Source organism: Collinsella sp. SGI.180, from assembly GCF_050313455.1.
Lineage (GTDB): Bacteria > Actinomycetota > Coriobacteriia > Coriobacteriales > Coriobacteriaceae > Collinsella.
Genome location: NZ_JBNPLL010000021.1, coordinates 24,143 through 37,032, shown reverse-complemented (window position 1 = coordinate 37,032; position 12,890 = coordinate 24,143). Strand labels below are relative to the sequence as shown.

Genomic DNA, 12,890 nt, shown 5'->3' with positions numbered 1-12,890 from the left:
CAAGCTCGCTTCGCGCATGGACTCCCGAATCCAGCGCACGCAAGCCGCCGTCGACGCCCACCATGTCGAAAAGCGCTACGAAAGCACCTTGTGGATGGAAGCGCAACCCAGCCCGCGCAAAACACTGATTCACGTCAGCTCAGATCGCATACCGTGCGGCCCGAGGCAATCTTTGCGGGTTCCCGAGATTTATCTGGGAAATACCGATCATCTGGGCATAAGCGGCCCCAACGGAGCGGGGAAAACAACACTGGTCAAGCATATCCTGGAGATATTGGAAGGCCGCAAGGCCACGGGATTGGACATTCGCACGCTGTATATCCCTCAGGAAGTCGACGATTCATCCTCAATTGAATTCCTCTCGGAAATCAAGGACCTGCCCCAAGCCGAACGTGGAGCCCTGCTTTCGATCGTTGCGCAACTCAATTCGGATCCCGAACGAATATTGTCCGGCGAGAACATCAGCCCGGGGGAGCTGCGGAAGCTCATGCTCGCCCGCGGTATACTAGATGCCCCCGAAATCATCGTCATGGACGAACCCACGAATCACCTGGACCTGCACTCGGTGGAGGCACTCGAGCGAGCGCTTTCCGCCTTTCCCGGCGCGCTTGTTTTGGTGAGCCATGACGAGCAGTTCCTCTCGGCCTCATGCCCCCTCCGCTTGGATTTGGCCCCAGAAGAGGAGCACACTATTGGTCAGCCCCTCCTCTAGCGCTCAGGCATGTCTTCTGCAAGCCGCCTTCTTCTGATATCCCCTCCCCCGTTTTGCAAGCAACTCAGCGCAAATGGCCCATCCCCCTCAGCCTGAAGGCTCAGCGACACCAACGATACCGACGATTCAATATCTGGATGTCCATATTTGCCCCATCTGGGTGATTATTAAATTGTGTTTGTTCCGTGATTGAATACTTTGTCATCATTACGCCCCACTTCTTCTCATCAGAGGACGTCGAGAACGACAGGTCCTTGCGAAATAATCCCAGCTCAGAAGCTTATGGCATGATGTGCTCACCGAGTGCTCGATGACGGTTGACGAATCGTCGGTAATATCCAATTTTTGGAAAGAGGTGTGTATGACCCGACCGAAGATCATGCGCGGACCGTTTGAATGCGGCTCCATCTCAACAACCAGTACGGCAATGTCGTCTATAAAGGAGTCTTCGGCGAGCATGCCGACTTGTTCTGAACGAGCTGTTCGACATGCCCTGAAGGCCGAAGAGATGTTCTCTCGCGTCATGTATCGCCAGATTCTTTGTGCCCACACGAAGCTCCATGGGGCAATGTTTGGGGACGATGATCTTCATGCCGCAACAAGAAATGTCGAGGAGATCTTGCGCAACGTCCTGCGCCTCTATCTCGATGTCCACGGCGAGCCGCAACGCGGAGTCAGCAAATAATTGGATTGAGAGGAGTTCGAGTATGAGGAAATTGAATCAGTTTATGAAGTTCGATTGGGAAGCTTTTGCGAAAGGCAAGCGTTTCCTTTGTGTCGGAGGTGGTAAATGGGTTGATTAAAACACCAAAGAGCATCGCGGCACCAAGATCGACGTGGTGATCACAACCGATAACACGCAGTATCACCAAAACGAAGGCGAGGTGGTCAGCAATCGTTTCGAGAAGCTTTCCATCAAGGTTTCGAACGATATCGAGATTCCCGTCAATCAGCACGTCATTCCCACCGGCGTGGTCGCAAAGGTTTACGGTGATTATCGCAACCAGTTGTCCATCACGGCGGACGGCATTACCGTCATCCCCGCGAAGGGCTAGGTGATTGTGGTGCGTTACTCCAGTGGCGCACCGGCGATCGTGTATTCGACCCCCAGCGCAAAGCTTTGTGTGCTGGGGGTCGCTTTATTTGCGGTCGCCGCGTGCGTTTATTGCATCGGGCTATTCGTGAACACCATTCTTGCGCCCATCGCCATAGAGCCCAGTACGGTGATGGCGTTTGGCGGCAACCTTACCTCCGCAGCGGCCACTCTTAGCCTCGCTGGGACCATGTTGTTTGCGGGAGGGATCACACATTACGTCATGCTATCTGAATCAACACGGTTGCATGCACGCATTAGGAAGGGGCTCTTTGATCCACGTTACGGGAATCCTCTACACCTGCGAGAAGGCGAGCTTCTTCCCGACATCTCTTGCAAAGAGACGGCTCCTGGACAGTTCGAGCTCGCCATCTCAACCTCATCCTCAACGGCAGAAGAAATATCGAAGATGGGACCTAGCATTAGCTCCCGACTTCGCGGAAGGTTCTCCCGCTACGCCGTCGTACTTGCCGAAGCAGACGTCGCATGCAATCAAGTGACCTTCTTCCTTGAAGATGTGACGTTGCATCGAGAGATCAAGGCATCGCGTGTCGAGGATTTGTGCCCGGCGAACGCCTACGAATTCCGCGTTCAAAACGGCACGAGCATCGACCTCCGCACCTCCGGTTCCATGCTCATCGCTGGAAAGACCACGGGCGTGATCGCCCTCTTGCTCCAAGCCCTGTTGGCTGGTCCTGACGGACACGGATCGCAAGTCCTCATCATAGACCCCAAGCAGGCCGAGCCCTCCCGACTTCCTCGCGTGGTTTCACTGAATGCTGACGGGGACGCTCGCGCAATCCTGTCTGCGTTATCACGGTTCGCCGACAGCATCAAAGAGCGACAGAGCTTCCTCAACGACAGGTCGACAGAGACGGGAGACGCCGTGCACTGGTGGGATGCGGGGCTTCACGTTTCGCTTCTCTTCATGGATGAGTACGTGGCACTCCGCACGCTGTTTCCCAAGCGCGCGAGCAAGGAGGACCCCGATTACTGCCTCGCGACGTTTGATGGGCTGGTGAAGCGCATCGTAACGATGGGGGGCGAGCGCGGGCTGCTACGCCATCATCTCGATCGCCGAGGCGTCTGTTGAGGAGGGGGGCTTGCCGTCGATGCTGCGCTCGGCGTGCAGCACCCGCGTCCTCTTCAAGCCGACGCTTCCCGAGGCGCGGCTCATATGGGGCGCGGAACGCCTGCTCGACCTCGGTGCACCTCGCACCTTCTCCCCGGGCGACGCTTGGTTCAGCAGTACGGACGGGGCGCACGACCGCATCGGCTTTGTGCATTTTCCGATCATGGACTTCCCCGTGTACCGTGAGCTTGGGCGGCTCCTTGACCTGTACTTCAGAGAATAACCACCGCGGGGTCCGCTTCGCGCAGCAAAAGCGGACCCCGTCGATTGTTCCATTACTTGAAATTCTGCTCATTTATGCGCCTTGGGGAGCTTGTTATCCCAAGGCGCACCCTCGGGCGCGTTCCAAAATCGTCCCGAAATAGCTCATTTACGAGAAAGGACTCGGAACCATGACCAATTCTCTGCCCATGAAGACCCGCGCGATGATGTACGAGCAGCAGCTCGATCACCTGCCCCGTCTTGTGGACGAAATGTACCGAAGAATCGAAACACTCGCCCCGAAGCGCTATGCGGGCATCGTGCACGACAGCGACACGACGGACGCGGGACGTCCGGCAGCCGCGCATCTTCACGTGATGATGGAGTTCCAGAATCCGCGCTCGCTCAATAGCATCGCGAAGCTCCTTGGAGATAAACCTGAGCGCATCGAGGCTTGGAAGGCAGGTGTGGAAAACGGTTTTTCCTACCTGTGCCACAGAACGGATGGCGCACGATCCAAGCATCAGTACGACCCCAAAATCGTGCGCTCCAATTTCGATTACCCAGCGCTACTTGCTTCTATTGAGTCGCGCGTTGCTCGAACGAGGTCCCATAGCAGCATCAAAGTCCTTCTCGATGACCTTCTCGAAGGTCGTATCGACAAGGAGTCCTTGATCTCTCAGCTCTCCGGATCCGAATATGCCCGGACATAGCGTCAGATCGAAGACGTTTATGCACGCCGCCTTCAGGTTCAGGCCCGGGAATGGCGGGGGTTGATGCTCAAGGGCGAAAGAAGGGTGGAATCAGTTTGGATCTTCGGGCCTGCTGGAACGGGGAAGTCCACCCTCGCAAAGCTCTATGCGAAGCGGAAGGGCGAACCGTTCTTCGTCTCTGGATCTACGAGAGACATCTTTCAGGGGTATGAGGGCAAGCACACGGTGATTCTTGACGAACTTCGTCCCTCATCCATCCCCTACGCCGACCTGCTTCGCATCACGGATCCCTATGCGATGGAGCATGAGGTGATGGCACCGTCCCGATATTCCGACAAAGCGATAGCCGCCGATCTCGTAATCGTCACGACGCCCTACAGCCCCTTGGAATTCTATGGAGAACAGATGCGCCGATCCGCGACTTATCGTCCGCAAAACGATGTCGACGGATTTGGTCAACTTGAGAGGCGCCTCTCCGTCGTTGCGGAGATGCAGACGAGGGAGATCTGTCTCTCTGAGTTTAGGCACGATCTCGACGGATACTGGCCGGTCGAAGGTTCCTCTCGTACAAACCCATATTCGAGTTATGCGCGAGGACTCGCCCCCTCGTCCTGCGCCAACGCTCTTTATAAAGAGCTTCTCGACACCGTTTCGCACTTGACAGCTTAACCAATCGGGCCCCGTGCGATAATCTTGAAATATCGCATCGGGGCTCTTTTCTGAACAGGAAGGAGCCTGCTAGTGACTGTGAGAAAAGACAGCAAAGGGCGAATCCTCAGACGCGGGGAAAGCCAGAGAAAAAACGGCCGTTACTGCTTCATGTATGTGGATGCAAGAGGTAAAACGCGGAGCGTCTACTCGTGGACCTTGACAACTCATGATCTAACTCCGAAGGGGAAGAAAGCCAGTCCGTGCTTGCGCGCGTTGGAGCATGAGATCCAGCGCGATCTGCTTGATAAGGTCGCGCCGAACAATATGACAGTCTACGAACTCGCATCTCGTTACACTGAAACAAAGACTGCCGTGAAACAATCCACTCGAGCCGCCTACAAGACAATCCTCAATTTTCTTGCTACAGATGAATTCGGCTCGCGACGAATATGCGGTGTCACCTCCCTTGATGCCAAGGAATGGCTCATCAACCTGCAAAAAATCCACGGCAAGCGCTATAGCACAATCCATAGCATCCGTGGTGTTCTGAGACCGGCGTTTCAACTGGCAGAGGAGAACAGCCTGATTCGCCGAAATCCCTTCTATTTCGAGCTCGCAACGATACTGACAAACGACATGGTTACACGCAAGGCCTTGGCCACTAACCAAGAACGCAGATTTCTTGCTTTCGTGGAGGGCGATGAACACTTTCACCGCTATCGTGACGCCATCTACATCCTTCTAAATACGGGCCTGCGCATTTCTGAATTCTGCGGTCTTACCGTCGAAGACCTTGATTTCAAAAACGGAAGCATTCGGGTAAACAAGCAACTTCAGCGGACCAGCAACATGCGATACTACATCGAACGTCCCAAGACGGAGAGCGGGATCCGCTATGTTCCCATGACTCAAGCCGTGACAGAGTGTTTCAGGAGTATCCTTGCGCAACGTCTAAAGCCTTCGAGTGAGCCGGTCGTTGACGGTGTTAGCGGTTTTCTGTTTCTTGATAAAAACGAGATGCCGCGTGTTGCCCTGCACTGGGAGAAGTACTTCCACCACGCGATAGAGAAACATAATCGCATCTACAAGGATGAGCTTCCCAAAATCACACCACATGTCTGCCGACATACCTTCTGCTCGAAGATGGCACGCAGGGGAATGAACCCTGCGAAGCTAAAATGCATCATGGGCCACTCCGACATCAACGTGACTTTTAACACATACACCCATCTTGATTTCGACGACGTCAGAGAGGATATGCTGAAAATTGGATGCAAAGGACGGTCAACATTGTGACAACAAGTCGTAAACCCTCGTTCTTTACGACAATTCTTACGACGCTGGAAAGAAGAATAATCCGCTCATTTATGAATCAATTTGATATTCTGTCCTTGACGAGGGATCAAAAAGCAGTGCGATTATCTGCGAAAACTCTGATATTCGAGAGGTTTTAGCCAATGCGCAAAATCCTATTTGTCTGTCATGGGAACATCTGTCGCTCGACGATGGCTGAGTCGGTGTTTGCCGAGCTGGTGCGCCGTGCTGGGCGCGAGGCGGAGTTCGTCATTGATTCTGCCGCGACCTCGACCGAGGAGATTGGCAACCCTCCGCATCATGGCACCGTCGCCAAGCTGCGCGAGGTCGGGATTCCCGTCGTTGCGCACCGCGCGCGCCAGGTTCGTCGCGCGGAGTATGGTGACTGGGACCACATCGTCTATATGGATGCCGAGAACGCGCGCGGCCTGCGTCGCATCTTCGGCGACGATGCCGACGGCAAGATTTCGCGGCTGCTGGATTGGACCGATCGCCCCGGCGACGTCGCCGATCCCTGGTACACCGGCAACTTCGATGCCACCTACCGCGATGTGCTCGCCGGCTGCACGGCCATGCTCGAGCAACTGTAGGCGCCCGGGCGGCGCGGATGCGTGAGCCACGCCATCGGCATAAAATGAGCGTAGATAATCTCCCGCATACAAATTGAGCGTGGATAATCTCCCACTTTGAACGCAAAACGGCGCTCTAAACGGGAGATTATCCACGCTCATTATCTTGGTGGGAGAAAATCCACGCTCAACTACTCGTCGACGATCTCGGCAAGCCAGACGTTCAGCGTATCGACCTCGGGGCAGCAGAACTTTGCCGTGCCGGGCTCGTTGCCGGGCACAGTTCCGCCATAGCGCAGAATGTCGATATAGGGAAAGCCAACGTGACAGGCCATGGCGCACATCTTGCCGCGATCGCGGTCGAAGTCGAAGACGTCGCCCGGCTTGTGACCATGGTGGCAGCGGCACGTCCCCAACTGGTCCACGCAGCTCACGCGGATACGCGGACGCTTGCCACGCGGCGCGCCGAGTGGCTTGTTCTCGCCCGCAGGCCTGATGCCGCCCTCGCCAGCATTACTCATGGTCAATCACATCCAGGCAGGCCTCGATGGGAAGACCGGCCGACTTGTCCTCTTGGTCGGCATTGCGCTCGATAAGCTCGGCCACCACACGCATGGCATCGGACGTCGCGCGCTGCAGACTCCAACCTGCCATAACGCGGCCGACGAGCACTGCCGAGAACGTATCGCCCGTGCCCGGGAAATAGACCGGAATGAGCTCAAAGGGAATCGTAAAGTACTCCCCCGCTACATGGTCGTAACCGGTAACCGCGTTCGTGCCATTGACCACGGTGCTCGTAATGACCACCGACTTGGCACCCAGCTCGCGCACGGCGTCCACAAGGGCGCGGGCCTCATCGGGCGTAATTTGCTCGACGATAGGCGTGTCGGTGAGCAAACAGGCCTCGGTGTAGTTGGGAACCGCGTAGTCTGCGCACTCCAGCAGGTGCCGCATAAGGCCAATCGTGGACTCGGGCACGCCCGCATAGAGCTTGCCGTTGTCGCCCATGATGGGGTCGACGAACACCTTGGTGCCCTTTTGCGCACGGCGGTGGCAAAAGTCCGAGATGATGCGCGTCTCTTCCTCGGTCACGATAAAGCCGGTCGAGATGGCGTCGAACTCAAAGCCGAGTTCTTCCCAGATGGCAAGACTCTGACGCACGTACTCCGTGGTGTCGTGGATGTAAAACTTGGGATAGTTGAGCGTATCGGACACAAGTGCCGTCGGCAGATTGTGGATACGGTAACCCATGTGCGACAGCACCGGCAGCATGGCGGAAAGCGCGACCTTGCCGTAGCCGCACATATCGTTGATCAGCAACAGCTGAGTGTTCTTCATGAGTGTCCCCCTTGGATCGGGCGCGGCGCAACGGCGCCACAGTGCAACTAAGTGTAGCGCAGGGGACGTTGCGAGCGGAGTCGAGCAGTGCGAAGGGCAAATTGTTGCGGAAAGGTTTCGGAAACGAGGGGCTAGCTTGCTTCATTGCGGCTCATTTGCCGCCACTTATTCAGTGCCATTTCAAAACTATGCCGGATTACGGGGCTGAACCTGAATGAGCCAACCACACCCCTTATTTTCAAATCATAGCGAACCTTCTACCTGCGGTTTTCTTTTTACCAATTTCGGCATGGTCGGCAATCCGTCATTCAGCCCCGTAATCCGGCATAGTTTTTAAGTTAGTCGTTGGGGACGTTCTTAAACGACTAGTCAAACAAGAACGTCCCCAACGACTATCCCAACAAGGGCAACGCCGATGTTTTGGCGAAGTCAGCGAAAACCCGCCAGAGTGAGCAAGGTGCCTTGAAACGAGGCGGCATTGACCTTCTGGTCATGCCGCCGAAGTTGAAAGGCAGATTGCCGCTCTGGCGGGTTTGCAGCGTCGAGCCGTTACGCGGTTTGGTAAAACCGCGTAACCACTAGTTTGGTACCTTGACTTTGATTTCTCACGCTCCTAAATTGGTTAGGCACAAAACAATTCCACTACCTAACTAAAGAAAGGAGCAGCACTAATTTATGTGCGATGAACCTCTTAGCCTTTGTTCGCACGAGCCCGGCGGCGACCCGTCACAGCCGGCGGATGTATCCGAAGCGGCTAGCTCGGAAGACAAGCTTGCCAAGCGCATCCTCAATAACCTGGGCTTTTGCGGCCATTACATGCATTTTCATGGCGGAGGCGTGTCCGGCAAGGCGCCCATCATCTGCCTACTGGCCAAGCAGCCCGGCGGCGAGATGTCGCAGCAGGAACTCGGCATGCACTTCGGCCTCAAGCCGGGGTCGCTTTCCGAGATCCTGTCCAAGCTCGAGCTCAACGGCCTCATTGAGCGCAGCCGTAACCCCAAGGATCGACGGCAACTCACCATTCGCCTGACCGAAACCGGCCGGGAAAACGCCCGCATCGACCAGGCGGCCCGCATCCGCTTTAGAGAACGGGCCTTTAGCGCGCTCACCCACGACGAGCGCGAGCAGCTCGCCGAAATGCTCGATAAAATCCGCAAAACCTGGGAGGAACTGGATGATTAAAACCCTTATGGGCAGCATCCGCGATTACATGAAGGTCACGATCGCCACGCCGCTGCTGGTGCTTGGCGAGGTAATCTGCCAGATGATGATCCCGTTTATCACCGCCGACATGATCGACGCCATCAAGGACGGCACCGCCGTTACCGAGATGCTGCCCACCGCCGGCCTTCTCGTACTCATCGCGCTGACGTCACTCGCCTTTGGCGCCGCCGCGGGCATCACCTGCAGCCATGCCAGCTGCGGCTTTGCCAAGAACCTGCGTCGCGACCTGTTCTACAAGATCCAGACGTTCAGCTTCGCCAACATCGATGAGTTCTCGACCTCCTCGCTCGTCACGCGCCTCACCACCGACATCAACAACGTGCAGCAGGCCTTTATGATGCTCATCCGCATCGCCGTGCGCTCGCCGCTGGTGCTGGTCTTTGCCTTTACCATGGCATACGCCATGGGCGGCAGCGTCGCCATGGTCTACCTGGTCATCATTCCGCTGCTGGGCTTTGGCCTGTTCTTTATCATCTATAAGGTGCGCCCGATCTTTACCCGCGTGTTCCGCAAGTACGACGCGCTCAACGAATCGGTCGAGGAAAACGTCACCGGCATGCGCGTGGTCAAGAGCTACGTGCGCGAAGACTTTGAGAAGGAGAAGTTCGCCACCGCCGCGCGCGACGTCCAGATGGACTTCACCCGCGCCGAGAAGTTGCTCGCCTTCAACAACCCCATGATGAACATCTGCGTCAACGGCGCGTTCGTCGTCATCATCTACCTGGGCTCCAAGCTCATCATCACGAGCCAGGGCACCCTGTTCGATGTGGGCCAGCTCTCCTCCATCTTTACCTACGGCTTCCAGATTCTGATGAGCCTAATGCAGCTGTCGATGATCTTTGTCATGGTGACCATGGCAGATGAGTCGGCGCACCGCATTACCGAGGTGCTGGCCGCCGAGCCCACGATCGCTAACCCGACCGAGCCCGTGCACGAGGTTGCCGACGGCTCCATCGACTTCGATCACGTGAGCTTTAAGTATTCCGAGCATGCCCGACGCCAGGCGCTCGACGATATCGACCTGCATATTAAGAGCGGCGAGACCATCGGCATTATCGGTGGCACCGGCTCGGCCAAGTCGACGCTCGTGAACCTGATCGCCCGTCTGTACGATGTCACGGAGGGCACCGTGCGCGTCGGCGGCGTGGACGTGCGCGACTACGACCTGGACGCGCTGCGCCACCAGGTAGCCATGGTCCTGCAGAAAAACGTGCTGTTTAGCGGCACCATCGCCGAGAACCTGCGCTGGGGCGACCCGAACGCCACCGACGAGGAAGTCCGCGAGGCCGCACATCTGGCCTGCGCCGACGAGTTTGTCGACGGCTTCCCCAAGGGCTACGACACCTGGATCGAGCAGGGCGGCTCCAACGTTTCCGGCGGCCAGAAGCAGCGCCTGTGCATCGCGCGTGCCCTGCTGCGTCGCCCCAAGATCTTGATCCTGGACGACTCCACGAGCGCCGTCGACACCAAGACCGATGCCAAGATCCGCGCAGGGCTGGCAAGCTATCTGCCCAACACGACCAAGCTCATCATCGCCCAGCGCATCAGCTCCGTGCAGGACGCAGACCGCATCATCGTCATGGAGGGCGGCCGTATCGCTCAGATCGGCAACCATGACGAGCTGCTCAAGACGAGCGAGATCTACCGCGAGACCTTTACCTCGCAAAACAAGATGTCTGCCGAGGGCGAAGGGGCCGTCGAGGCCGACACCGAGGCATCCGCAACGCAAGCCCAGAACCAGGAAGGAGGCGAGGCACATGAGTAAGGCAACCACCGCCGAGCGCGCGCTCAACCGCAAGAGCGGCACCATGTCGCGCCTCATCAAGACGCTCTTTGGCTTCTACCCCGTGCTTTTGCCCCTCGTCGTCGCCGGCGTGGTGCTCTGCGCCGTCATCAACTCCATCGGCGCGACGTTTCTCCAGAGCGCGCTGCAGGTCATTAGCGAATCGTGGCAGTCGGGCGACTGGACGGCCGCGCAGCCCAAGATTCTGAAGCTCGTGACCACCCTCGGCTGCATCTACGCCGTGGGCGTCGCCTCCTCGCTCTTCTGGAACCGCGCCATGGCCGTCATCACGCAGGGCTCGCTCGAGAAGCTGCGCGAAAAGATGTTCAACCGCATGCAGGACCTGCCGATTCGCTACTTCGACACGCACCAGCGCGGCGACATCATGAGCCACTACACCAACGACATCGACACGCTGCGTCAGATGATCAGCCAATCGCTGCCCAACCTGCTCATGACGATCATCGTCATCGTCACCGTGTTCTTCATCATGCTGTATTACAGCGTGTGGATGTGCCTGGTCATCATTGCCGGCGTCGCCTTTATGACCTTTATGACCAAGCTGCTCGGCTCCAACTCCGCGCGCTTCTTTATCGCGCAGCAGACCGAGCTCGGCGTGGTCGAGGGCCATATCGAGGAAGTCATGAACGGCCAGAAAGTCGTCAAGGCGTTCTGTCACGAGTCCGCTGCCGAGGCCGATTTTGACGAGCGCAACGAGAAGCTCTTCGAGGTCTCGCAGAAGGCCAACATGTACGCCAACATCCTCATGCCGATCCTCGGGAACCTGGGCGACTTGCTCTACGTGCTGGTCGCGCTGGCGGGCGGCATTTTCCTGGCGCTGGGCGTGCCCAACCTGAGCATCTCGGGCATGACGCTGTCCATCGCCGTCGTGGTGCCGTTCCTCAACATGACCAAGCAGTTCTGCGGACAGATCGGTCAGATCTCGCAGCAGATCAACGCCGTGGTCATGGGTCTCGCCGGCGCCGACCGCATCTTTGAGCTCATCGACGAGAAGCCCGAGGCCGACGAAGGCTACGTGACGCTCGTCAACGCGCAGGTGAACCCCGATACCTGGCAGCTCGAGGAGGCCGACCACCACACCGGCATGTGGGCATGGAAACACCCGCACCGTGCAACCGGCAAGATCGAGTACGTACCGCTGCGCGGCGACCTGGTCATGGACAACGTCGACTTTGGCTACACGCCCGACCACGAGGTGCTGCACGGCGTGTCCGTGTTTGCCAAGCCGGGCCAGAAGGTCGCGTTTGTCGGTGCCACCGGCGCGGGCAAGACGACCATCACCAACCTCATCAACCGCTTCTACGACATTGCCGACGGCAAGATCCGCTACGACGGCATCAACGTCAACAAGATCCGCAAGGCAGATCTGCGCCGCTCGCTGGGCGTGGTGCTGCAGGACGTGAACCTGTTCACCGGCACTGTGATGGACAACATCCGCTACGGCAACCTGGACGCCACCGACGAGGAGTGCATCGCGGCGGCCAAGCTCGCGGGCGCCGACGACTTTATCACCCGCCTGCCCGACGGCTACGACACCATGCTCACCGGCAACGGCGCCCAGCTGTCGCAGGGCCAGCGCCAGCTGATTTCGATCGCACGCGCCGCCGTCGCCGATCCGCCGGCAATGATTCTGGACGAGGCCACGTCGAGCATCGACACCCGCACCGAGGCCATCGTGCAAGCGGGCATGGATAAGCTCATGGAGGGCCGCACGACGTTTGTCATCGCGCACCGCCTGTCCACCGTGCGCAACGCCGACGCAATCATCTGCCTGGATCACGGCCGCATCATCGAGCGTGGCAACCACGACGAGCTGATCGCCAAGCGCGGATATTACTACCAGCTCTATACCGGAGCGTTTGAGCTGGAGTAGGTAGGTTTGTTTCACGGAGGACCCCCAGGCGGGCCGGGGCGTAACCTCCGTGCTCAAACATTCTCGCTTCGCTGCGAAACTGCGCGCGGAGCAAACACCCCCGTCTCCCTCGGGGAGCGCCTGCGCACACGGTCTTTTCTCGCAGCCTGAAAAGAAGTGGTGAGGCCCTGGCCGTTTGGCCAGGGCCTCGTTTTGTAAGGATGATTTGGGAGGTGGTGGAGGAACAGTCTTTTTGGGACGGGGCTAAATTAGCTGGTTCTCCATCC

General features: G+C 57.7%; 14 protein-coding genes. 12 read left to right on the top strand and 2 right to left on the bottom strand.

Going from position 1 to position 12,890, the window contains the following annotated elements; all coding sequences use genetic code 11:
* The 9 genes from ACQRAP_RS07890 to ACQRAP_RS07850 form a co-directional block, all read left to right on the top strand.
* Positions 1-712: ATP-binding cassette domain-containing protein (locus ACQRAP_RS07890; RefSeq protein WP_427795327.1), on the top strand; the 712-nt coding region annotated here is incomplete at its 5' end.
* 361 nt (positions 713-1,073) lie between these two features.
* Complete coding sequence (locus tag ACQRAP_RS07885; protein ID WP_117734898.1) at positions 1,074-1,397, top strand: hypothetical protein; 324 nt, start codon at positions 1,074-1,076, stop codon at positions 1,395-1,397.
* A gap of 154 nt (positions 1,398-1,551) precedes the next feature.
* A complete protein-coding gene (locus ACQRAP_RS07880) occupies positions 1,552-1,767 on the top strand; it encodes a hypothetical protein (protein ID WP_117743463.1) in 216 nt (71 codons plus the stop codon).
* A 447-nt stretch (positions 1,768-2,214) separates the two neighbouring features.
* On the top strand, positions 2,215-2,898 hold the full coding sequence (locus ACQRAP_RS07875) for a hypothetical protein (protein WP_427795326.1): 684 nt from the start codon (positions 2,215-2,217) through the stop codon (positions 2,896-2,898).
* Between the two features lie 10 nt (positions 2,899-2,908).
* Positions 2,909-3,160 carry a hypothetical protein gene (locus ACQRAP_RS07870; RefSeq protein ID WP_427795325.1) on the top strand — a complete coding sequence of 84 codons (252 nt, stop codon included), beginning with the start codon at positions 2,909-2,911 and terminating at the stop codon, positions 3,158-3,160.
* A 169-nt stretch (positions 3,161-3,329) separates the two neighbouring features.
* Positions 3,330-3,851, top strand: coding sequence for a Rep family protein (locus ACQRAP_RS07865; protein ID WP_117743461.1), 522 nt, complete (start codon positions 3,330-3,332; stop codon positions 3,849-3,851).
* A gap of 63 nt (positions 3,852-3,914) precedes the next feature.
* The gene (locus ACQRAP_RS07860; protein ID WP_117734894.1) at positions 3,915-4,520 is read left to right on the top strand and encodes a hypothetical protein; all 606 of its coding nucleotides are present in this window, start codon (positions 3,915-3,917) and stop codon (positions 4,518-4,520) included.
* 72 nt (positions 4,521-4,592) lie between these two features.
* A complete protein-coding gene (locus ACQRAP_RS07855; protein WP_427727676.1) occupies positions 4,593-5,798 on the top strand; it encodes a tyrosine-type recombinase/integrase in 1,206 nt (401 codons plus the stop codon).
* A gap of 161 nt (positions 5,799-5,959) precedes the next feature.
* Positions 5,960-6,406, top strand: coding sequence for a low molecular weight protein-tyrosine-phosphatase (locus tag ACQRAP_RS07850; RefSeq protein WP_117743459.1), 447 nt, complete (start codon positions 5,960-5,962; stop codon positions 6,404-6,406).
* A gap of 170 nt (positions 6,407-6,576) precedes the next feature.
* Here ACQRAP_RS07850 and ACQRAP_RS07845 read toward each other — a convergent pair whose 3' ends face one another.
* Positions 6,577-6,906, bottom strand: a complete 330-nt coding sequence (locus tag ACQRAP_RS07845; RefSeq protein ID WP_427747806.1) for a TIGR04076 family protein — start codon at positions 6,904-6,906, stop codon at positions 6,577-6,579.
* Entirely contained in the window at positions 6,899-7,723 is an 825-nt protein-coding gene (locus ACQRAP_RS07840; protein ID WP_427795324.1) for a PfkB family carbohydrate kinase, read from the bottom strand. The genes ACQRAP_RS07845 and ACQRAP_RS07840 overlap by 8 nt, the downstream gene beginning before the upstream one ends.
* Before the next feature lie 675 nt (positions 7,724-8,398).
* On the opposite strand from ACQRAP_RS07840, the gene ACQRAP_RS07835 reads away from it, so the two are divergent.
* From ACQRAP_RS07835 to ACQRAP_RS07825, 3 genes are read left to right on the top strand one after another with little or no spacing between them, the layout of a single operon-like run.
* Entirely contained in the window at positions 8,399-8,905 is a 507-nt protein-coding gene (locus ACQRAP_RS07835; protein WP_427727674.1) for a MarR family winged helix-turn-helix transcriptional regulator, read from the top strand.
* A complete protein-coding gene (locus tag ACQRAP_RS07830) occupies positions 8,898-10,712 on the top strand; it encodes an ABC transporter ATP-binding protein (RefSeq protein WP_427795323.1) in 1,815 nt (604 codons plus the stop codon). Before ACQRAP_RS07835 ends, ACQRAP_RS07830 begins: the two co-directional genes overlap by 8 nt.
* The gene (locus ACQRAP_RS07825; protein ID WP_427795321.1) at positions 10,705-12,624 is read left to right on the top strand and encodes an ABC transporter ATP-binding protein; all 1,920 of its coding nucleotides are present in this window, start codon (positions 10,705-10,707) and stop codon (positions 12,622-12,624) included. Before ACQRAP_RS07830 ends, ACQRAP_RS07825 begins: the two co-directional genes overlap by 8 nt.
* Positions 12,625-12,890: the final 266 nt, after the last annotated feature.

Excerpts from the sequence above, each read along its gene's own strand:
- ACQRAP_RS07835 (WP_427727674.1), top strand. The coding sequence starts at position 8,399 with ATGTGCGATGAACCTCTTAGCCTTTGTTCGCACGAGCCCGGCGGCGAC.
- ACQRAP_RS07840 (WP_427795324.1), bottom strand. The coding sequence starts at position 7,723 with ATGAAGAACACTCAGCTGTTGCTGATCAACGATATGTGCGGCTACGGC.
- ACQRAP_RS07845 (WP_427747806.1), bottom strand. The coding sequence starts at position 6,906 with ATGAGTAATGCTGGCGAGGGCGGCATCAGGCCTGCGGGCGAGAACAAG.
- ACQRAP_RS07865 (WP_117743461.1), top strand. The coding sequence starts at position 3,330 with ATGACCAATTCTCTGCCCATGAAGACCCGCGCGATGATGTACGAGCAG.
- ACQRAP_RS07850 (WP_117743459.1), top strand. The coding sequence starts at position 5,960 with ATGCGCAAAATCCTATTTGTCTGTCATGGGAACATCTGTCGCTCGACG.
- ACQRAP_RS07875 (WP_427795326.1), top strand. The coding sequence starts at position 2,215 with ATGGGACCTAGCATTAGCTCCCGACTTCGCGGAAGGTTCTCCCGCTAC.
- ACQRAP_RS07860 (WP_117734894.1), top strand. The coding sequence starts at position 3,915 with ATGCTCAAGGGCGAAAGAAGGGTGGAATCAGTTTGGATCTTCGGGCCT.
- ACQRAP_RS07885 (WP_117734898.1), top strand. The coding sequence starts at position 1,074 with ATGACCCGACCGAAGATCATGCGCGGACCGTTTGAATGCGGCTCCATC.
- ACQRAP_RS07830 (WP_427795323.1), top strand. The coding sequence starts at position 8,898 with ATGATTAAAACCCTTATGGGCAGCATCCGCGATTACATGAAGGTCACG.
- ACQRAP_RS07825 (WP_427795321.1), top strand. The coding sequence starts at position 10,705 with ATGAGTAAGGCAACCACCGCCGAGCGCGCGCTCAACCGCAAGAGCGGC.